Origin of the sequence: Gemmata sp. (assembly GCF_051859125.1) — a bacterium.
Taxonomy (GTDB): domain Bacteria; phylum Planctomycetota; class Planctomycetia; order Gemmatales; family Gemmataceae; genus Gemmata.
Genome location: NZ_JBHYGG010000001.1, coordinates 43,184 through 64,214, shown reverse-complemented (window position 1 = coordinate 64,214; position 21,031 = coordinate 43,184). Strand labels below are relative to the sequence as shown.

15 protein-coding genes are annotated in these 21,031 nt (G+C 70.2%); 7 read left to right on the top strand and 8 right to left on the bottom strand.

The window, feature by feature from the left end; genetic code table 11:
• Window positions 1-18: 18 nt before the first annotated feature.
• Genes ACTIGN_RS00195 through ACTIGN_RS00185 form a run of 3 tightly spaced genes read right to left on the bottom strand, consistent with a single transcriptional unit; the run spans window position 19 to window position 4,412 of the window.
• Window positions 19-2,610 carry a hypothetical protein gene (locus tag ACTIGN_RS00195; RefSeq protein ID WP_439620290.1) on the bottom strand — a complete coding sequence of 864 codons (2,592 nt, stop codon included), beginning with the start codon at window positions 2,608-2,610 and terminating at the stop codon, window positions 19-21.
• A gap of 47 nt (window positions 2,611-2,657) precedes the next feature.
• Window positions 2,658-3,641, bottom strand: coding sequence for an ABC transporter permease (locus tag ACTIGN_RS00190; RefSeq protein WP_439620289.1), 984 nt, complete (start codon window positions 3,639-3,641; stop codon window positions 2,658-2,660).
• Window positions 3,642-3,689: 48 nt separating this feature from the next.
• Window positions 3,690-4,412: an ABC transporter ATP-binding protein gene (locus ACTIGN_RS00185; RefSeq protein WP_439620287.1), complete on the bottom strand. Its 723-nt coding sequence runs from the start codon at window positions 4,410-4,412 to the stop codon at window positions 3,690-3,692.
• A gap of 186 nt (window positions 4,413-4,598) precedes the next feature.
• Here ACTIGN_RS00185 and ACTIGN_RS00180 point away from each other — a divergent pair, with 186 nt between their 5' ends.
• On the top strand, window positions 4,599-5,192 hold the full coding sequence (locus ACTIGN_RS00180; RefSeq protein WP_439620285.1) for a redoxin family protein: 594 nt from the start codon (window positions 4,599-4,601) through the stop codon (window positions 5,190-5,192).
• Window positions 5,193-5,212: 20 nt separating this feature from the next.
• Complete coding sequence (locus tag ACTIGN_RS00175; protein WP_439620283.1) at window positions 5,213-6,493, top strand: c-type cytochrome; 1,281 nt, start codon at window positions 5,213-5,215, stop codon at window positions 6,491-6,493.
• Window positions 6,494-6,501: 8 nt separating this feature from the next.
• Here the strand turns inward: ACTIGN_RS00175 and ACTIGN_RS00170 are convergent, their stop codons facing one another.
• The 3 genes from ACTIGN_RS00170 to ACTIGN_RS00160 all read right to left on the bottom strand — a co-directional run bounded on the left by ACTIGN_RS00170 (window position 6,502) and on the right by ACTIGN_RS00160 (window position 13,681).
• Window positions 6,502-9,021 carry a DUF3656 domain-containing U32 family peptidase gene (locus ACTIGN_RS00170; RefSeq protein ID WP_439620281.1) on the bottom strand — a complete coding sequence of 840 codons (2,520 nt, stop codon included), beginning with the start codon at window positions 9,019-9,021 and terminating at the stop codon, window positions 6,502-6,504.
• A 69-nt stretch (window positions 9,022-9,090) separates the two neighbouring features.
• On the bottom strand, window positions 9,091-12,060 hold the full coding sequence (locus ACTIGN_RS00165; RefSeq protein ID WP_439620279.1) for a spermidine synthase: 2,970 nt from the start codon (window positions 12,058-12,060) through the stop codon (window positions 9,091-9,093).
• Between the two features lie 133 nt (window positions 12,061-12,193).
• Window positions 12,194-13,681, bottom strand: coding sequence for an NYN domain-containing protein (locus ACTIGN_RS00160; RefSeq protein WP_439620277.1), 1,488 nt, complete (start codon window positions 13,679-13,681; stop codon window positions 12,194-12,196).
• Window positions 13,682-13,963: 282 nt separating this feature from the next.
• Here ACTIGN_RS00160 and ACTIGN_RS00155 point away from each other — a divergent pair, with 282 nt between their 5' ends.
• Both ACTIGN_RS00155 and ACTIGN_RS00150 read left to right on the top strand, forming a co-directional pair.
• Window positions 13,964-14,722, top strand: a complete 759-nt coding sequence (locus ACTIGN_RS00155; protein WP_439620276.1) for an SDR family NAD(P)-dependent oxidoreductase — start codon at window positions 13,964-13,966, stop codon at window positions 14,720-14,722.
• Window position 14,723: 1 nt separating this feature from the next.
• Complete coding sequence (locus tag ACTIGN_RS00150) at window positions 14,724-15,032, top strand: YciI-like protein (RefSeq protein ID WP_439620274.1); 309 nt, start codon at window positions 14,724-14,726, stop codon at window positions 15,030-15,032.
• A gap of 739 nt (window positions 15,033-15,771) precedes the next feature.
• Here the strand turns inward: ACTIGN_RS00150 and ACTIGN_RS00145 are convergent.
• Window positions 15,772-17,094, bottom strand: coding sequence for a glycerate kinase type-2 family protein (locus ACTIGN_RS00145; protein WP_439620272.1), 1,323 nt, complete (start codon window positions 17,092-17,094; stop codon window positions 15,772-15,774).
• Window positions 17,095-17,234: 140 nt separating this feature from the next.
• Here ACTIGN_RS00145 and ACTIGN_RS00140 point away from each other — a divergent pair, with 140 nt between their 5' ends.
• The 3 genes from ACTIGN_RS00140 to ACTIGN_RS00130 all read left to right on the top strand — a co-directional run bounded on the left by ACTIGN_RS00140 (window position 17,235) and on the right by ACTIGN_RS00130 (window position 19,431).
• Entirely contained in the window at window positions 17,235-18,188 is a 954-nt protein-coding gene (locus tag ACTIGN_RS00140) for a DUF1559 domain-containing protein (protein ID WP_439620271.1), read from the top strand.
• Between the two features lie 10 nt (window positions 18,189-18,198).
• Window positions 18,199-18,588, top strand: coding sequence for a hypothetical protein (locus tag ACTIGN_RS00135; RefSeq protein WP_439620269.1), 390 nt, complete (start codon window positions 18,199-18,201; stop codon window positions 18,586-18,588).
• Between the two features lie 234 nt (window positions 18,589-18,822).
• Window positions 18,823-19,431 (top strand): CehA/McbA family metallohydrolase, encoded by a 609-nt coding sequence (locus ACTIGN_RS00130; protein ID WP_439620267.1) that lies wholly within the window; start codon window positions 18,823-18,825, stop codon window positions 19,429-19,431.
• Between the two features lie 121 nt (window positions 19,432-19,552).
• On the opposite strand, the gene ACTIGN_RS00125 is transcribed toward ACTIGN_RS00130, so the two are convergent.
• Complete coding sequence (locus tag ACTIGN_RS00125) at window positions 19,553-20,986, bottom strand: DUF1501 domain-containing protein (protein WP_439620265.1); 1,434 nt, start codon at window positions 20,984-20,986, stop codon at window positions 19,553-19,555.
• Between the last annotated feature and the right edge of the window lie 45 nt (window positions 20,987-21,031).

Sequence of the window (21,031 nt, the reverse complement as noted above, 5' to 3'; positions counted from 1 at the left end):
GGTCCCGAAAGTAACCCGTCAGCGCATCCGCCGGAGCATGGTGGCCATCAGGCCGAGGTACGCGGCGACCAGCGGGAGGCCGATCGCTGTGCCATACCGCCACAGGTGGAACTCGCGGTCCGTCATCGCGACGCGCGGGAACTCCCACGGCGGCTGATCGGCGCGCGGCAGCCGGTCCGTGCGGCCCGTGAGCCAGTTGACGGAGTGGACGAGGAGCTTCTCCTGCGCCGGCTCCAGCTTCGCCCCGGTGAAGAGGTGCCCGCTGCCGAACACGACCAGCCGCTGCGTCGGCCGCTCGAGCTTCGTCGCCGCGGCCGTGAGCCCGGCGGCGAGCACCCCGTCGAGCGGCAGGAGCACCCCGGCCGCGGCGCTCCCGGTGTCGTACCTGTCGTCGAACCACGCGGCCGGCACGCGGCTCTCGATGGCGACGCCGACCGGGAACGGCCCCTTCCGCTCGGCCTGGCGGGTGCCCCACTTCGGGTCGGTGTCGAGCGTCGGCTCATACCGCGGCGTGTACGTCGGGCGGCCCCGGGCGTCGCCGCGGATGAACGGCCGCTCCTCGTTCCACGCGTCGGGCGCGGTGAACACGAACTCGGCCGCGTACGGGAGCCGGTCCTGCCAGCCCGGGGCAAGGTACACGGGCCGCGGCGCGCCGAGGCGGTGTTCGAGCCTCTGGTCGACCGCGCGGCCCGTGAGCCGCAGCGCCGCCCCGACGGGGTTGGGCCTGGCGGTCTGCGCGTCCGGCCCCGCCTCGACCACGACGAGCGGCGGGATGTCGGCCGGGCCGCCGCCGAGTTGCCGGCCCGCCTTGATCGCCGCGAACCCCTTGGTCTCGGCGTCGAACAGGACCGTGTCGCGGCCCAACTCGATGCCGCGCTCGGCGACGAGCCGTTCGAGGTCGTCGGTGCCGTCGGGGGCCGGGCCGTTCGCCACCGAGAGCGAGCCGAGACAGGCGAGGACCGGCTTCCCGGCCTTCATGAAGTCCTTGATGACCGCGAGTTGGTCCATCCCGAGCGTGTGGAGCGCCGGCGGGAGCCGCCGCTCGATCACGGCGTTCACGACCGTGTGCCGCGGGATGACGAGCAGGTCAACGTCCGCGAGTAGGGCCGAGAACTTCGCCTTCACGTCGGCGATGCGGCGGTCCTGAACGGTGCGCTCGTCCTGGTGCGCCGCCCGGACCTGCTCCTCGGCCTCGGCCCGCGCCTTGTCGGCGTCCCTGGCGTCTCGCTCGGCCCGTGCGGCCTGCCGGGTGATGCCCCCGAGCAGCACGGGGCGCAGCTCGTGTTCGTTCGCCTCGCTGATCGGCCGGCCCTCCTCGCCGAGCCAGGCGCGGTAGGCCTGCACCACCTCGGTCCACCCGCGGATCTGGGCGGCGCGACTCAGGTTGACGTAGAAGTCGCCGCGCTCGCGGAACGGTTCGCTCTGAACGTCGTCGAACGCCTTCCGGAGCGACGCGACGATCTTCACGTCGTTCTGGGCGGCGCGGTACTGGTCGCGGGCCGAGTCGAGTTCGGCCTCCAGCCGCTCCAGCTTGCTCTCCTGGATCGTGTACGCCGCGGGGTCGGGCTCTTGGCCGCTCTCCCAGTTCTTCTTGAGGATGATGTCGGTGACCTCGAAGCCGCTGTCGGTGAGCGACTTCTTAAGGCCGGCGAGGGAGTACTCGGACCGCCCCGCGGTGTCGGCCGTCGTCAGCCACTCGTGGACGACGCACACGGCGACCTTCGGCCGCCGCTCCTGGACCGCGAGGACGCGGCGGGCGAAGTTGTCGACCCCTTGCGGGAGCAGCACGAGGTTCCCGCGGCCGCCGTTCGCGGCGTCGCTGGCGGTCTTGTCGAGCTGCAGGAACTCGTTGAACGCGAGCCGCTGCACCCGCTTGTTGGCGTGGAACAGGATGCTGTTCTCGGGCGCGGAGTCGATCGCGGCCTTCAACTCGGGTGCGGCCGCGGTCAACTCGGCCACCCGGGTGCGGTAGCCGAACGCCTCGGTGTCGAGCACCTCGACGTTGAACCGCGGGCCGAACTCGCGGAACAGGTCCACGAGGTCCTTCACCTTCTCGGCCACCTTCTCCTCGGCCCCGCGGGTGAACGAGTCACGGTCGTCCGAGAGGCTGCCGAAGATGCGGTGCTTCTGGAGCACCACGATGGTCGTCGGCGACTCGGGCCGCAGGCCCCGCAGGCTCGCGGCCAGGTCGGGCGGGAGGGTGAACTGGCGGGACCGGGTGAAGTCGAACCGCGCGTGGTGGGTGAACGAGTACGCATTCACGAAGCCGAGCAGCGCCAGGGCCGCGAGCGCGCCGACCGTCGCGGAGGTGCTGGCGGCCGAGCGCCGGCCCGCGACCGACGCGAGCCCCGCGAGGCCTTCGACGGCGAGCGCCGCGGCGACCGCGATCAGGCCGACCGCGAAGGTCCACGCGGCCGCCCTCGCGAACGCCCCGTGGTGCCCGCCGGCCGCGGCCCGCAACTGGTCGGCGGACCACTGTGCCGGGCTGGGGAACGCCGACGCGAAGAGCGCGGCACCCGTCACGACGGCGAGCACCCCCGTTGCGCCCGCGACGCGGAGGAGGAACCGGAACCGGATGCCCAGGGTGAGTTGGTGTCGCGTGTCTGCCATGGTCGTGAAGCGGTGAGTGATGGTTCGGGTCGGCCGGCCGCGGGCGGTCACCGGAGCCGCCGGGCCTCCAGGCTCCGGACGGTGAGGAACAGGCAGAACAGCGTCACGGTCGCGTAGAGGACCAGCGGCCGGGTGTCGAGTTGCCCGCGGGTGAACGTCCGGCGGAAGTGCTCGGGCACGCTCACGAAGTACATCGCCTCGTACCCCGCGCTCCCCGGCTCCAGCACCCACCGCAACAGGCCCGGGAGGACGAAGACGAGCCCGAGGAGCAGCGACACCATCCACGCTTCGAGCTGGCTCTTCACCAGACTCGACACGAACAGGCCCAGGGCCAGGAACATCGCGCCGGCGAGCGCGATGCCGAGGTACGAGGTCCAGACCGGGTTCGGGTCGATGCCGGCCGTCAGCGTCAGGACGTGGTTCGCGTCGCGCGTGTAGTGCATGTACCCGCCGACCCCCGCGGCCGCCAACCCCGCGAGCCCCACGCCGTAGACCAGCCAGCCGGGGCCGTCGCGGAGAAAGGCGATCGTCCCGGCGACGAGCATCGGCAGCCCGACGCACATGGCGACGGACCAGACGGTGAACGCGGGCCGCCACTCGGCGCGCAGGTCGGCCAGAACGGGCAGGTAGAGGAGTGTTGGCAGCCACAGCACCAGGTAGAACCCGAAGCACGCGACGAACTTCGCGGCGACCACCTGCCAGTCCCGGATCGGGGCCGTCAGGAGCAGCTCGATGCTCCCGGTGCCGCGCTCCTCCGCGAGGAGGCGCATCGTGAGCATCCCGGTGACGGCCGGGAACAGGCCCCAGAACAGCACCCCGGCGACCAGCGCGACCACGGGCGACTCGGCCCCGCCGAACATCACCTGCATCGGGTACTCGACGCCGACCGGCCCCTCGTGCGTCAGGAGGCTCAGGTTCAAGTTGAACAGGAGCCCGGTGAGCACGAGGAACCCGAACATCGCCGCGTACCCGGCCGGGCCGGTGAAGTAGGCGGCGAACTCGCGGCGGAACAGGCTCGTGGTTGCGTGCATGTCGGGTTTTCAGCGAACGGGTGTCGGGGACCGGGGGCGGGGGCGGGGCTAGATCCCCTCCCGGCCCGTGAGCTTCACGAAGATGTCTTCGAGCGACTGGTTCCGGTTCCGCTGGCGGACCGCGGCGAGCGACCCGTCCTCGACCACCCGCCCCTGGTAGATCACGATCACCGAGTCGCAGGTCGCCTCGACCTCCGAGAGGATGTGCGTGGAGAGCAGCATCGTGTGCCGGTCCCCGAGTTCGCGGATCAGCTTGCGGGTCTCGCGGATCTGCGTGGGGTCGAGCCCGGCGGTCGGCTCGTCGAGGATCAGCACGGGCGGGTCGGCGAGCAGCGCGTCGGCGAGGCCGACCCGCTGACGGTAGCCCTTCGAGAGCGTGCCGACGATCTGCCGCCGCACGTCCGTGAGCCAGCACCGCTCCAGGACGTACCCGACCCGGGTCTTGCGTTCGCTCCGGCCCAGCCCCTTGAGCCCGCCGCGGAACCACAGGTACTCGTCCACCCGCATGTCGGCGTAGATGGGGCAGTTCTCGGGCATGTACCCGATCCGCCGGCGGGCCGCGATCGGGTCCCAGAACACGTCCTTGCCGTCGATCGTGGCCCGGCCGGACGTGGCGGTGAGGAACCCGGCGAGGATCCGCATCGTGGTCGACTTGCCGGCCCCGTTCGGCCCGAGGAACCCGACGACCTGGCCCTTGTCGACGTGGAACGAGACGTCGCGGACGGCCGGGTACTCGCCGTAGAACTTGGTCAGGTCTTTGACGACGATCATGGGAACTCCGGCTCCGCACGGCCGAACCGCCTCGGCGTGGATGGGACCGCTCGCCCTGGCGTGCGGGTCGTCACCCCCATCGTTTAAGCAGGCGGTCGGGGGGCGGCAAGTGCCCCGGGGACCACCAGAAGGTTGAAACTGCCGCGGCCGGATTGGGGTAATCTTGGCGAACCCGGAGGGCGACCGATGCGTGCGGCGGTGGTGACGATCTCGTGCCTGACCGCGTTCGCGGGTGCGTGGTCCGCGGAAACCGCCCCGCCCCCGCGCCCCGCGGGCGGGTTCACGTGCGAGACCCTCGACGGGGGCAGGTTCGCCTGGCCCGCCGCGGCACCCGGCGCGGCGGCGTGCGTACTCTTCATCGGCCGCGACTGCCCGATCGCGAACGCCTACGCCCCCGAGGTCGCACGCATCGCCAAGGAGTACGGTCGGAAGGGCGTGGCGTTCGCCGTCGCGTACCCGCTCGCCGACCTTTCCGCCAAGGAGGCGCGGGCGCACGCCGGGGAGTACGGCTTCGAGTGCCCGGCCGTCCTCGACTCCGACCTGGCGCTCGCGAGGCGGCTCGGGGCCGCGGTGACCCCCGAGGCCGTTGTGCTGTCCGCCCGCGGCGAGGTTCTGTACCGCGGCCGCATCGACGACCGCTACCCGAGGGCCGGCGGCAAGCGCCGCGAGGTTCCGACCAGCCACGACCTCCGCGCCGCGCTCGACGCCGCAGTGGCGGGGAAAGCAGTCCCCCGGCCCTGGCCCGCCGCGGTCGGGTGCCACATCCCGTTCGACAAATAGTCCCTGACCCCGAGGCACCCGTGACCCCACTACTCGTGGCGCTGCTGAGCGCTCACGCCGCCGACGCGCCGACCTTTTCCCGGCACGTCGCCCCGATCCTGTACAAGAACTGCGTCACCTGCCACCGGCCGGGCGCGATCGGCCCGTTCCCCCTCACGACCTACGCCGAGGCGAAGAAGCGGGCCGAGCTCATTGCCGACGTCACGGGCGACCGCACCATGCCGCCCTGGAAGCCCGAGGCCGGGCACGGCGAGTTCCTCGACAGCCGCACGCTGACCGCGGCGCAGATCGCGACGCTGAAGGCGTGGGCCGCGGCCGGCGCGCCGGAGGGCGACCCGAAGGAGGCGCCGAAACTGCCCGCGTTCAAGGACGGCTGGCAGCTCGGCAAGCCCGACATCGTCCTGAAGATGCCCAAGGCGTTCACGGTCCCGGCCGAGGGCCGGGACGTGTACATGCACTTCGTCTTCCCGCTCGACATCAAGACCGAGATCTACGTGAAGGGCGTCGAGGTGCGGCCGGGGAACCTGAAGGTGGCGCACCACGCCGTCGGCCTGCTCGACGGGAGCGGCGCGGCCCGCAAGAAGGTCGACCCCGCCACCGGCGGCTACGCCGGCTTCGGCGGCCCGGGGTTCGTCCCGGGCGGGTTCACGCCGGGGTTCGTCCCGGGGGTCACGCCGCGGTTCTTCGAGCCCGGCAGCGCGATCACCATCAAGAAGGGGGCGGACCTGGTCCTCCAGATGCACTACCACCCGACCGGCAAGCCCGAGGACGACCTCACCGAGGTGGGGCTGTACCTCACCAAGGAGAAGCCGACCAAGCACATGTTCGGCGTGCTCCTCGGGGCGCTCGACATCGACATCAAGCCCGGCGACCCCAACTACGTCTGCTCCGACACGTTCGTGCTGCCGGTGCCGCTGAAGGTGTCGAGCGTGTGGGCGCACATGCACCTAATCGGCAAGGAGGTGCGGCTCACGGCCGAGTTGCCCAACGGAAAGGACGTGAAGCTGCTCAGGATCGCCGACTGGGACTTCAACTGGCAGGACACCTACCTGTACAAGCAGCCGATGGTCCTGCCGAAGGGGACCAAGCTCAAGGCCGTGTGGAAGTTCGACAACTCCGCGGCGAACCCGCGGAACCCGAACGACCCGCCGAAGCGGGTGCTCAACGGGGAGAGCAGCACCGACGAAATGGGCGGGCTGTGGCTCGGCGGCGAGGTCGCGAACGAGCTCGACATGGTGGCGCTGCTCCTCGCGAACGTGGGCCACTACTTCGAGGTCGAGTCCAAGAAGAAGGCGCGGTGACCGGCCGGTCACGCGAGTTGGAGCGTGCCGCGGGTGACGCCGAGCTGGTTCAGCGCCCGCAGTTCGCGCCACGTGGCGCGGCCGTCGTCCGCCCCGGCGACCACCCTCGCGTACCGGGTCAGCAGCGGGCCGACCTGCTCGGGGGTCTCCCGGAGCAGGTCGACCCGGAACCGCGCCAGGCCCAACTCCCGCATCCGCCCGACGTACTCGGCCCCGCTCTGCGGGACGCTGTTGAATACCGTGTTCCGGCACCCGGTGTCGGGGAGCACGGGGAAGTTCGCCCCGACGCGGTCCCGCAACTCGACCTTGTGAACCTCGCACGGCCGGCCGCAGTCGCGGTGGTCCTTTCCGGTGCTCAGGAACGCCGCGAACACGCAGTGCTCCATGTGAAACATCGGCATGAACTGGTGGACAACGGGTTCGAACCAGTCGGGCGACGCGCGCCGCACCATCGAGGCGAGTTGGTCCCAGTTCAAATCGTAGCTCGGCACCAGCCGCTCCAGGCCGGCGCGCATCAGAACCCCCGCGGTGAGTTCGTTCGCGACGTTCAGGCTGAAGTCGCCGACGAGCCGGGCACCGGGGAGTTCCTGCTTGAAGTACGCGATCGACGCCAGATTGCGGACCAGCACGATGTCCGGCTCGGCGCGTGCCACCAGCGCCTGGAACCCGTCCTCGCCGGGCTTCAGGACGCGCAGCGGGGCGAGCCCGACCGGGACGCCCGCGGCTCGGGCGCGTGGGACGGCATCTTTGTAACGACGCAAGTCCTCGAAGTCGCAGTACACGGCGGCCGGGCGCGGGAGCCCGTCGGGCGGCACCCACGCGAGCGCCGCGGCGAGTTGGTCCAGCGACCGCACCAGAACCGTGAGCGCCGGTTGTGGCGACGAGCGAGGCGGGTTGCGTTCGGTCACCTCGGCACGGAGCCGCTCCAGCACCCGCGGGTCGGGCGTCGCGTGCCGCTGCGCCGCAGTACGTTGCGCGACCAACTCAACCGCGGCCTGTCGGCGGAGGTCGTTCAGCACGCTCCGGGGAACGAGGACGCCATCGGGGAGCGTCGCGGTGAGGTCGCGAAGCTCGAACGGCGTGTCACCGAGGCGGGCCAGTTGCACGCGAAGGTCGTCCGCGGTCGTCGGGCGCTTCGTGGCCGCTTCGAGCGGGCCGGGCCAGGCCGCGGTCGCGTCACGCCCATCGGGATCGGTGAAAGCCAGCGACAGCGGACCCCCGACGGTGCCGGTCACCTGGGCCGCGACCGGAACGCGGCGGGCGGTGCGGTCCTGGGAATAGCTCTGTTCGAGCCGCTTGCGCAGCGCCGGGTCGTCGGTGCGGTACACCTCGCAGCCCACCGGGACCGCCGCGGGGTCGAGGCCGCCGGTCTCGAAAGTTAGCTCCACAAGGTCCGACGCAGCACCGGAACCGCCCACGGGCTGGACGCCCCAGACCCGGCCGCCGGGTTCCTGGGTTTCGGGCCTGCCGATATCGAACAGCACACCGTCGCCGGGCTTGAGGAGTTCGAGCGCGGGCTCGGCGAGGCGGACCCGCACGCCGCGGCGCGTGACCTCCGCGACCACACCGACCCGCACCCCGCGGCTCTTCGGGAACCGCCCGCGGACGAGGCGCTGGTGGTTGTTCCCCTCCAGGAACCCCGGCGTGAAGCCGCGGCTGAAGGTCTGCGCGAGGTCGAGTTCCTCGCTCCGCGGGAGGCGGAAGTCGGCCTGGTCCAGTGCCGCGTCGATAGCCTTGCGGTACGTCTGCGTCGCGGCCGCGACGTACGGCCCGCCCTTGAGCCGGCCCTCGATCTTGAAGGAGACGACCCCCGCGTCCACGAGCGGCCTGATGTGATCGAAGGCCGCGAGGTCTTGCGGGCTGAGCAGGTACGCCCGGTCGCCGAGGTCGCGTGGCGCGCCGTCGACGATCATCTCGTAGGGGAGCCGGCAGGCCTGGGCGCACTGGCCGCGGTTGGCGCTGCGGCCGCCGAGCGCCTCGCTCGTCAGGCACTGGCCGCTGTACGCCACGCACAGCGCGCCGTGGACGAACACCTCGACCGGCATGTCGGTCCCCGCGGTCACCTTCTGGATGTCGCTCAGGGAGAGTTCGCGGGCCAGCACGACGCGCTCGACGCCGATGTCTCGCACAAAGGCGATGCCCCGCGGCTCGGTGAGCGTCATTTGTGTGGAACCGTGGACCGGGAGCGTCGGCGCGATCGCCCTGATGAGCGTGACGAGGCCGAGGTCCTGCACGATGACCGCGTCCACGCCGGCTTCGGCGATGGCCGTGACGAACGCGGCCACGGCTGCGAGTTCGTCGGAAAAGATGAGCGTGTTGAGGGTCACGAACCCGCGGACGTTGCGGGCGTGCAGGAACTCCACCACTTGCGGGAGTTCTTCGAGCGTGAAGTTCGCGGCCCGCGCCCGCGCGTTGAAGTTCGAGAGGCCGAAGTAAACGGCGTCGGCCCCGTTGGCGACCGCGGCGCGGAGCGCCTCCCAGTCCCCGGCGGGGGCCAACAGTTCCGGCGCGTGGCGTGGGGTGCTCATCTTCGAATTGTAGCAGGCCGGGAAACGGAGCGGGGGACCGAAGTCCCCCGCACGCTCGCCGCTCTGGGCCTACTCGCGCCGCCGGAGCGGGCTGGGCAGTCCGAAGAACTCGCGGACCCGCTGCACCTCGGGGATCGTCATCACGCCCATCACGTCGGCGTAGTCGTCGGTCCACGCGGGCACCTGCGCCATCGTCTCCAGCCGCCGGAAGGCGTGCCCCTGCTCCGCGAGCATGATCTCTTGGAACGTGACGTGCGGGCTGTACTTCTCCATCAGCGCGAGGTACGCCGCGAGCCGCTCCTTCCAGAACGGGTCGGTCGTCTTCGCGAGCTTCTCCTTCGTCCACTCGACCCACGCCGGCTTCACCTTGTCGGCCGGCAGCTCGTTCATCTCGGTGTACTTCGTCTTCTTGCTCGCCCCGACCTCGCTGAGTTCGTCGAACTCGGTGACCAGCGCCCGAGCGAGTTGAGTCTCCAATGCGGTCTGGAACAGGAGCCGGTCGTTCTGGCCGAGCGGCTGCGGCGGCCCGAACACCATGTCGCCGATCGGCGAGTATAGTTGCCCCAGGTGCTCGGGCTTCCGGGCCAGCACGACCCAGCTCGACGCGGTCTTGCCGCGGCGGCCCTCGGCGTTGTCGTTCCACACCCGGGCGGTCAGCCCCAGCTCGGCCGCGATCCGCGCCACCACCGGCTCCAGGTTGAGCCACCGGTTGGAGATGTGCAGCGCGAACATGCCGTCGTCGGTGAGCCGGTCGACGTACAGCTTCACCGCCTCGACCGTCAGCAGGTGGACGGGGATCGAGTCGGAGCTGAACGCGTCGACGAGCAGGAGCGCGTACTTCTGATCGGCCGCTTCCTTCAGCTTCAGGCGGGCGTCGCCCATCAGGAAGTCCACCTTTGCACCGCGGTCCTTCGCCTGCTTGACGTAGGTGAAGTACTTGTCGGTGTCCGCCACGAGCTTCTTCACCTCGGGGTCGATCTCGTAGTACGTGAGGTTCTGCCCCGGGCGGGCGTAGCACGACACGCTCCCGGTGCCGAGGCCGATCATCGCGAACGGGGCCTTCGCGTCCGCCCCGCCCTTCCGCCGCCACAGTTCGGCGAACATCGCGCCGACCGGGCCGGTCTGGTGGTAGTACGTCAGCGGCTCCTCGCGGATGTCGTAGGCCTGGATCGTCGCCGCGGTGGCGACCGCCGGCCACGGGGTGATGTCCGGCCAGATCATCTGGAAGTCGTCGAGGACGTGCCGCGAGCGGAGCTTGCCGCTCAGTTTCACCGAGCCGTCGGGACTGGTCTCGTCCGGGAAGTAGGCGTACTGCGTGCCGTGGAGCGTCGTGCCGTGGTGAAGCTGGCGCATCTTCACCTGCATCGCGATCATCTCCTTCCCCTCGTTCTCCCCCGACTCGTGCTTGAAGACGTGGTCCTTGTTCCGCGGGTTGCGGAGGACCGAGCCGTAGTCCGTCTCGCTGATCTTGAGGATGCCGAAGAAGCTCCGCTCCGAGTGGACCAGCCCCTGCTCCGACTCGCGGATAGTGAGCGGGAGCAGGATCGCGCCGACGCACAGCGCGAACCGCAGCGGGCGGTCGACGAAGAAGAAGCACAGCATGACCGGGACGGCGTAGAGCAGGACGACGTTGACCGTCTGCGCCGCGAGCCCGATGCTCTTGGCCGCCCCGACGACCGAGTCCACGTACCACTCCTTCGACGCGATCCTCGTGACGAAGTGGAAGCCGACGCCCACCAGAACGGGGATGACGACGTCCAGGGCCAGCGCGACGCGCCGCTTCTTCTCGGTCTTGGGCGGGGCGTCCGGGTCCGACTCGGCCAGCAGCGGCGGCACCATCAGGCACGCGACGATGAGCGCGATCGGGTACTCCCACGGGTGCGGGAACACCAGCGGGGCCAGGAGCGAGTTGAAGATGCCGCCGAGGACGCCGCCGACCGACATGAGCAGGAAGAACATGGTCAGGTACTGCGGGGCCGGGCGGTCGCGGGCCAGCTCGTAGTGGCACATCAGTGCCGCGGCGAAGAACGTCAGCAGGTGCAGGATGATCTTCACGCCGAACCCCGGGTCCACGCCCGAGATCAGCACGAACACCAGCAGCAGGATCATCACCGGGGCGAGGTTGCCGATCACCATGCGGAACCAGTCCGGCACGCGGCCGAAGGCGATGATGAAGGTGATGAGGTACAGTGCGAGCGGCCCGACCCACAGCAGCGGCACGCTGGCGATGTCGGTCGTCATGTGGAACGTCACGCCGAGCATGAGCGTCGAGGGCACGAACGCGAGCAGCACCCACTTGAGCTTGCGGGCGAGCGTCGGCGGTTCGGCGGCAGCCACGGGGGTGGCGTCCTTCGCGGGGGCGTTGGCGGAAGCGGTCGCGCCGCCCTTGGCCGCGCCCGGGAGGGCCGCCCCGGCGATCGGGTTGGCGGCGGCGCGGCCGCAGTACGCGATCAGGCCGACGAGCAGCGCGAACCCCGCGGCGAATACCCACGCCTGCGCGTCGATCGTCATCCGCGGCTCGATCAAGAGCGGGTACCCGAGGAGCGAGATCAGGCTCCCGAAGTTACTCGCCGAGTAGAGGAAGTACGGGTCGCGGGCCGACGGGTGCCCGGTGTAGACGAACCACTTCTGGAGCAGCGTCGCGGTGGTCGAGATGACGAAGAACGGCACGCCGATGGCGACCGTCAGGATCGCCAGCACGCTCACGATCGGCGGGACGTTGTCCGACGGGGCGAGCGCCTCCATGATCGCGATCGGCGTGTGCCGCGCCGAGAACACCGCGGCGATCCCGAACACCGTCAGCGGCAGCGCCAGGACCGCGAGGTGGATCATCCACTGCCTGCGGGGGCTCTGGACGTCGCTGAGCTTGTGCGCGTACAGGTAGCCGAGGAGCAGGAGCGCCTGGAAGAACACCATGCAGGCGTTCCAGACGGCCGGGCTGCCGCCGAGGAGCGGCAGCACCATCTTGCCGACCATCGGCTGGATCATGAAGAGCAGCGACGCGCTGACGAATAGCGTGACGGCAAACAGGACTGGCACGGGGCGGCTCCACGGTGCGAAGCGGGCGCAAGGGTACAGCGAAGTGTACGCGGCCGCCCGGACGAAGACAGGGTGCGGTGGGTGAGAAATGGTCACCGGCGCGGGGCGGTCGGGGCCGCCCCGCGTGGGGCGGTCAGTCGCCGATGCCGGCCCCGAAGTCGTCATCGTCGAGCGCCGGCCGCGGGGCCGGCTTCGGGGGCGCAACGGGCTTCGGTTGCGGCTTCGGGGGCGGGGCCGGCACCTCGGCCGCCGGGGCGGCGGTTGCGGCCTTCGGAGCCCGTGCGGCCGGCTTCGACGGCGCGCTCACCTTCGCTACGGGAACCGGCTTCGGCGGGGCGGTCTCCTTCGCCACAGGTGCCGGCTTCGGGGCCGCCGCCTTGCGGGGGGCGCGCTCGGGCGGCTTCTTCGCCGCGGTGGGCGGGCTCGCGGGCTGGGGCTTCGGCACGGGCTTGGCCGGCGCGTAGCTCGGCACCTCGTCGTCGAAGTCGAGGTCGTCGAGGTCTTCGACCAGAGCGCGGCCGAGCGTCCGGCTCCCACGCGGGGGCGTGGGCGGCTCCGCGGGCGCGGCGGGTGCGGCCGGCCGCGGCGGGGCGGCGACTCGCGTGACCGGCGGAGCGGCGGCCGGCTTCTGGGGCGGCGCAACGGGCCGCTGCACCGGCGGGGCGGCCGGACGGGTCGGGGCCGGTTCCGGGCGGTCCTCGCGCTTCTCGGGCGGCTGGGTCCGCGCCGCGGGGGGAAGTGCCGCGCGCGGCTGGACGGGAGCGGCCGGGAGAGGCACCGGCCGGGGGTCGCCGCGGCGGCCGTCGTTCCCGTTGCGGACCACCGACACCACGGTCGGGCCGCCGGTCTGCAGTTCCAGGCCGAACCGCGTCACGACGTACATGCCGCTCGACTTGTGCTTGTCGATCTCCAGCAGCCCTTCCTTCTGGGCGTCCTCCAGCAGCTCGCTGAAGGTGCGGTAGCCGTAGTACTCCTCGTTGAACGACGGCTTCTTCCGCTTGATCGTGTCCTTGAGCATCGAGGAGTAGATGACCTCCTTGTTCTCGCGGCGGAGGGCCAGCAGCGAGTCTAGGAGCAGCGCGAACACCTTCCGCTTCTTCTCCGGGATCTGGTCGTTCACCGACACGGGGATGATCGGCGCGCGGTCGAGGTCCTCGTAGTAGATGAACTCGTCGCAGTTGTCGCGGAGCAGCGCCGACGTGGCGTCGGCGAGGCCGAGGCCGAGGACGTGCTTGCCGAGTTCCTTGAGCTTCGAGACGAGCGGCGAGAAGTCGCTGTCGCCGGACACGATCACGAACGTGTCGATGTGGTCCTTGCTGTACGCGAGGTCGATCGCGTCCACGACCAGTCGGATGTCGGCCGAGTTCTTGCCGGTGATCCCGCGGCGCGGGATCTCGATCAACTCGATGGCCGCCTCGTGCAGCGCGCCGGTGTACCCGCCGAACCGCGACCAGTCGGCGTACGCCTTTTTGCAGACGATCTTGCCCTTTTCCACGAGCCGCTCGAGAACCTTGCTGATCTCGAACCGGTCGCGGCGGCCGTTGAAGCCCAGCCCCATGTTCTCGAAATCGATGAACACGGCCAGCGACCGCTCGCCTTCCCCCACGCGGTGAGGTTTCATCCCGCCCCCGACAGTGTGTTGCGCGGGGGCCGCCGGCAGAGACCGGAGGCCCGCCTGGGTATTGTGCAAAACTCTGCCCCGGGTTGACAATACGTTCTCGTCGGGAACTCCCGACTCGGTGGGCGGCCGCCGTTCATCTGACAGAGCCGCTGCCACCCGTTCGGAGCGAACAACCGGGCCGTTCGGCCGCACGTGTTCCCGCCCACGCCGGGTCGCGACTCGCCTTCCGGCCGGGACCGCCTACAACGTCTGCCACCGACAACCTCTTCTGGGGCAATTCTGATGTCCGCGAACTTCTTCAGGCTTGATGGCAAGGTAGCAGTGGTCACGGGGGGCGGTCAAGGGATCGGCGAAGCGATCTGCCGCCGGCTCGCCGGCGCGGGTGCCAAAGTCGGCGTGTTCGACATGAATCCCGACAACGCCAACCGCGTCGCCAGGGACATCGGCGGCGTCCCGATGGTCGGCGACCTCACCAAGGAAGCCGACCTGGATCGGGTGTTCGCCGAGGTGACGCGGGCCGCCGGCCCCGTGGACGTCCTCGTGAACAACGCCGGCGTCGCCAGCCGCAAGGGCCGCGACGTGCCGATCTGGGAGAGCGTCCGCGAGGACTGGGAGTTCGTTCTGGGCATCAACGTGACCGGGCTCGTCCTGTGCTGCAAGGCGGTCCTGCCGTCGATGATCGAGCGGAAGTACGGGCGGATCGTGAACATCGCCAGCATCGCCGGCAAGGAGGGGAACCCGAAGATGGGCCCCTACTCCGCCAGCAAGGCCGCGGTGATCGCGCTGACCAAGTCGCTGTCGAAGGAACTCGTCGGCAAGGGCGACATCTGCGTGAACAGCGTCGCGCCGGCGGTGATCCAGACGCCGATCCTGGACCAGCTCAGCCAGGACCAGATCAACATGATGCTCTCGAAGATCCCGCTCGGCCGCACCGGCAAGCCCGACGAGGTCGCGGCGCTCGTCCACTTCCTGAGCAGCGCCGATTGCAGCTTCACCACCGGGTTCTGCTTCGACATCTCCGGCGGCCGCGCGACGTACTGACATGCACTTCCTGCTGATCTACGACGCGGTGCCGGACTACGCGGAGCGGCGCAAGCCGTTCCGCGCCGCGCACCTCGCGCACGCCCGCGCCGCGGTCGCCCGCGGCGAACTCGTGCTCGGCGGCGCGTTCGCGAACCCGATCGATGGAGCGGTGCTTTTGTTTCGCTGCGACTCCGCGGCCCCGGCCGAAGCCTTCGCGAAGAGCGATCCGTACGTGATCAACGGACTGGTGATGAACTGGCGCGTGCGGGAGTGGACCACGGTGATCGGCGCCGACGCCGCGTGCCCGCTGCCGGCGGAGCTGACCTGATACACCGGAGGGAGTGCGGGAATCCGCGAGAAGGGCGAGCGTCCGGAACCGCGGCGAGAGGTGAGGGGCCGCAGTTCCGGACGGTGGGGCGGCATTACTTGCCGCAGGACGAGCAGCCGCCGCTCGCGCTCTTACAGCCGGCCACGCCGCTGATGGTCAGGGCGGCGATGAAGAGGCCGAGGATGAGCTTACGCATTGTAAAATCCTTCCGTGGTTAGGTTTCCGTCAACCGCCCCGTCGTGGGGGCGTACCACAGTTATCGGCGTGCCCTCCCCCGCGCGTTGCCCGGGAAGATGGAAACCCGACGAAGTGCGGCCCGCCGGAGTGCGGGTTGTACCGGCGGCACCGGTCGTGTGTTTGATGTGGGGTAGGGGTATCCCGGCCACGGATGGTGACGGCCGGCATCGGGAAATGACAAGGACCGGTCGGCAACGGGTCCGTCGGTTGGGCCGGTTCATCCGGCCTCTTCCCGACACACTCGCTGCCGACCGGCCCCTTGGTGCGGGTTCCGGTCCGCACCGTGCCTCTTCTCTTTCCGGCCCCGGTGACCTCTCACCTCTGTGCCAGTCGAGAACGAAAGAAGTAATAGCAAGCGGCGTGCCAATGGACATTTCGCGTCCGCAGTGGCCGGACACCGACTCTGCGGGACGTGACAATCTGGTCAATAGGAAAAAACGGCCCGGCGACTGGGATTCTGACCGGTAGCATTTACAACCCGAGTGGTCGAGCTGCAAAAAGTTCACACCTTTTCGACAAGGACGACGCGGACGTCCATGACGTTGGTCCCCGTGAGGCCGGGCGTGAGCAGCGCCCCCACCTGCTCGAAGCACGGGTAGGCGTCGTGCGCCGCGAGGTGTTCAGTTACTGACACGCCGCCGCGGAGTAATTGCGCGAGCGTTTCGGCGTCGGCAACTGCGCCCGCGGCGTCGGTGGGGCCGTCCTCGCCATCGGTCCCGCCGCTCAGGACCGTGACGCCACGCATTCCCGCCGCACCGAGCTTCGCGAGCACCGCCAGGACGAACTCCTGGTTCCGACCGCCCTTCCCCGGGTTATCACCGAGCGTCACCGTCGTCTCGCCGCCGATCAGGACGCACGCCGGCGGGGCGACCGGAGCGCCGTCGGCCCGGATGCTCCGCACCACCCCCGCAACCGCCGTCGCGACGGCCCGCGTCTCGCCCTCCACGAACGCGCCCAGGTCGAGGACGCGGTAACCGAGCGTCTCGGCCGTCCGGCCGGCCGCGTCGAGCGCCACGCGGTTGCTGCCGATGATGCGGTTCTCGACGTTCGCCGCGGCCACTTTTGGCGTCTCGGCGATTTCGCCCGCGCACCCGCGTTCCAGGTGCCGCACCACGCTCGCGGGAGCGGCGGCGAGCAACCCGTAGCGCCGCATCACTTCCTGCGCCTCGGCGAAGGTCGTCGGGTCGGGACTGGTGGGGCCGGACGCGATGACGTCGAGCGGGTCGCCGACCACGTCCGAGACGATGAGCGACAGCAGGAGCTGGCCGCGGAACGCCTCGGCGAGCCGCCCGCCCTTCACCCGCGACAGGTGCTTGCGCACGCAGTTCATCTCGTCGATGGTCGCGCCCGAGCGGTGCAGGAGCTTGGTCACCGCGAGCTTGTCGGCCAGCGGTACGCCCGCGACCGGGGCGGGCAGCAGGGCCGACCCTCCGCCCGATAGGAGACACACCGCCACGTCGTCGGGACCGGCCGACTCGATCAACCGCAGCATCTCCTCGACCCCGGCCACCCCCTTGGGCCGGGGCTCGTTGACCCCCTGCGGCCGCGCCGCGTGCAGCCGCACGCGCCTCAGCGGGGCCGACATCCCCGCCGGCACGTTCACTAGCCCCTCCACGCGGTCCAGGTGCGCCGCGAGCGCCGCTTCGAGGCCGGCGGCCATTCCGGGACCGGCCTTCCCGGCCCCGACAACGACGACGCGCCGGGCCGCGCGAACCCGCTCATCGCCAGCGAGCGCCGCCTGAACGAGTGGCTCCGGGCGCACGGCATCGACGGCGGCCGCCCAGATCGCTCGTGCGTGCCCGCGGGGAGTCGAACCTGGTGCCATCCGGGAGCCCGTTCGGAAAAAGGTGGAAAGGATGTGCGAAAATTGATTGCGGGACCGAAACGCAGGGGGTATCGTCCAACGGTTCCCGCGTGCCGTCGAATCGTCACATCAGATCGTATGGCTCCAGGGGGAAGACCGCCATGAAACGCCCGGGGTTTACGCTCATTGAGTTGCTGGTGGTGATCGCGATCATCGCGATCCTGATCGGCCTGTTGCTCCCCGCCGTTCAAAAGGTACGCGAGGCGGCCGCCCGGGTGAAGTGTACCAGCGGGCAGCGGCAGGTCGCGATCGCGCTGCACGGGCACCACGACGCGAAGGGGCACTTCCCGCACGGGACGTACAACTACATCGACGGCACGCACACGACGACGTTCCCGGGCAACTCGCAGGACCGCCGGTGCTGGCTGCACGACACCCTCCCGTACCTCGAGCAGCAGGCGCTGTACGCGAAGTTCGTGGACTACATGGACAACACCACGGGCTCGTCGGCGCTGAGCTTCCCCGGCGGCATGGGCACGGTCCTGCCGACGATGATGTGCCCGTCGGACCCGACCAGCCCGAAGACGAAGACGTTCTTCGCGGGCGGCGGGGGCCAGCCGACGCAGGGCTTCTCGGGCAACTTCGTGGTGTGCGCCAGCAGCGGGTACTTCAACGAGGGGGGCCTCGCCGCGAGCGCGAGCCTCGACGGGATGCTGTACGCCCTGTCGAAGACCCGGCTCACCGACGTCGGCGACGGAACGTCGAACACGGCGCTCGTCAGCGAACTGATCCTCGTGCCGGACGAGGGCGCCAACGACATCCGCGGCCGGTACTACAACCCGGCCCACAGCGGCGTGGCGTTCAGCACGACGCAGCCGCCGAACGCCCAGGTCCCCGACGTGTTCAACTACTGCAACAACGTGAACCCGCTCCCGCGGGCCCCGTGCATCTACGGCGGCAGCAACATCTTCGTCCTGGCCCGGAGCTACCACCTCGGCGGGGTTAACGTGACGTTCGCCGACGGGTCCACGAAGTTCGTGTCGAACGGGATCACCCCGTCGGTGTTCAAGGCGATCGGCAGCCGCAACGGCGGCGAGCCGGCCGGGAACTGGTGAGGGCGCGCCCATGCTCCGTCGGGTCGTCTCCGCGGGTCTTCTCGCGGCCCTCGCGGCCGGCTGCTCGGACGGCGGCCCGCGGGTGTACAAGGTCACCGGCACCGTGACGTGGCAGGGCAAGCCCGTCGGGGCGGGCGTCGTCAACTTCATCGACCCCGCCGGGCAGGCGGCGCCGGCCTCGGCGAAGATCGTCGACGGCCGGTTCGAGGCCCGCACCACCGCGGGGCCGAAGTCGGTCCAGGTCTACAACCAGCGCGACCTCGGGTTCAACAAGGAAATGAACCAGCACGTGTTCACCAACGACGTGCCGACCGAGTACAACGCCCGGAGCACGCTCACGTTCGAGGTGAAGCCGACCGACGACAACGTGTACGCCGCCGCCCTGCCCCTGAAGAAGTGACCCGCACGGCTACAATGAGAAGCGGGCCGGCCCCGGGCGGGGGGGGTGGGCGTTTTGGGGGGGGGGGCGCGGACGGTAGCCCCGCCCCCGCCCACCCCGCGCCCCCCGCCCTCCCCACCACCCCACCACACGTGGCCCCCCCCCCCCGGCCCCCTAATACCGTCCCCCCCCCGCAAAAACGCCCCCCCCCCCCGGCCGGGGCGGGCCCGCTTCTCATTTTCGGGGCCGGCGACGATGAAGTTCGACCTGCACATGCACACCCGGCGGCACTCGCACGACGCGCAGAGCGACCCGTTCGACCTCGTGCGGGCGGCGGCCGCCGCGGGCCTCGACGGGATCGTCATCACCGAGCACGACCACATGTGGACCGAGCCGGAGCTGGCCGAGCTGCGGGCGTTCGAGCCGCGGCTCGTGATCCTGGCCGGGGTCGAGGTCACCGGCCGGGGCGGCGACGTGCTGTGCTACGGGGTCACGGACCCGTTCGCGCTCCCGCGGGGGACCGCGTGGCGCGAGCTGACCCGCGAGGTCCACCGCCAGGGCGGCGCGTGCGTGGCGGCGCACCCGAACCGGTGGAACCAGCCGTTCGAGAAGCTCGTCCGCGAGCAGGACGCGGAACTCGACGGCATCGAGGTGATGTCGAACAACATGGACGACGAGCTGCGCCGCCGGGCCGCCGAGTTGCTCAAGAAGTACCCGAAGTTCGCCCAGCTCGGCAACAGCGACTCGCACCAGCCCGACACGGTGGGGTGCTGCTACACCGACTTCGACGCCGTCATCCGCACGAACGCCGACCTCGTCGCCGCCATCAAGGCAAGAAAAGGCAAAGCGATGGTACGCGGATGACGCGGAGCGAAGCCGGGGATCAAGAGGATCAAACGAGACGTCATTTCAACCGCGGGTCTCGGCTGATCGGTCTTCGATCCCACCTCGATCCGCATCACCCGCGTACCATCGCCTCTCTTCGCTAGGCCAGCACCTGCTTCACGACGTTGCCCTTCACGTCGGTGAGGCGGAAGTCGCGGCCGGCGTAGCGGTACGTGAACTTCTCGTGGTCGAACCCGAGGAGCCACAGGATCGTGGCGTGCAGGTCGTGGACGTGGACCGGGTTCTCGACCGCCTTGAACCCGAACTCGTCGGTCGCGCCGACCGCCTGCCCGCCCTTCACCCCGCCGCCCGCCATCCACACCGTGAACCCCCAGTGGTTGTGGTCGCGGCCGTTCACCTTGCCCTGGTTCGACCCCGGCGTCGGCAGCTCGACCACCGGCGTGCGGCCGAACTCGCCGCCCCAGATGATGAGCGTCTCCTCGAACAGCCCGAGCCGCTTCAGGTCCGAGATCAGCGCCGCGATCGGCTTGTCGATCTGCCCGGCGAGCCGGCGGTGCTCCTTCTCCAGGTCGTCGTGACTGTCCCACGGCTGCACCGGCCCGTGGCTGAGCTGCACGAACCGCACCCCGCGCTCGACCAAGCGGCGCGCGAGGAGCAGGCTGCGGGCCTGGTCGCCGGGGCCGTAGGCTTCGAGCACGTGCTTCGGCTCGCGGCTCACGTCGAAGGCCTCGCTAGCCTCCGACTGCATCCGGTACGCCAGCTCGAACGACTGGATGCGGGCCTCGAGTTGCGGGTCGTTGGGCCGCTCGGCCTGGTGGGCGGCGTTCATCTTGGCGAGCAGGTCGAGTTGCTTCCGCTGCGCCGGGCCGGGGGCCGTCTTGTTCTTCACGAACTCGACGAGCTTCTCGACGTCGGTGTTCCGCGTGTCGACGTAGCTGCCCTGGAAGATGCCCGGGAGGAACCCGGCCTGCCAGTTCTGCGCCTCCTGGAGCGGGAACCCGCCGGGGCACATCGCGACGAACCCGGGCAGGTTCTGGTTCTCGGTCCCGAGGCCGTAGGTGACCCACGAGCCGACGCTCGGGCGGATCTGCCTCGGCTCGCCGCAGTTCATGAGCAGGAACGACGGCTCGTGGTTCGGCACGTCGGCGTGCATCGACCGTATCACGCAGATGTCGTCGATGTGCTTGGCGGTGTTGGCGAAGATCTCGCTGACTTCGAGGCCGGACTGGCCGTACTTCTGGAACTTGAACGGCGACGGGAACGCGGCCCCGGTGCGGCGCTCGGTCTTGAGGTTCGCGGCCGGCAGCGGCTTCCCGGCGTACTTCGCGAGCAGCGGCTTGGGGTCGAACGTGTCGACCTGGCTCGGCCCGCCGTTGGCGAAGATGTGGATGACGTGCTTCGCCTTGGCCGGGAACTGCGGCTTCTTGGGCGCGAGCGGGTTGAGGCCGTCGGCCCCCTTGGCGTGCGCCGTGAGCTGCCCCGAGGTGCCGAGGAGCTGCGCCAGGCCGAGCGCGCCCATGCCGACGCCGCACCGGGTCAGCATCTCGCGGCGGGAGGAGTGCGGGAAGTTCATCGCGGGTCTCTCTGGGATCGTTCGCAAGCAAGGCGCGGCGGTGGG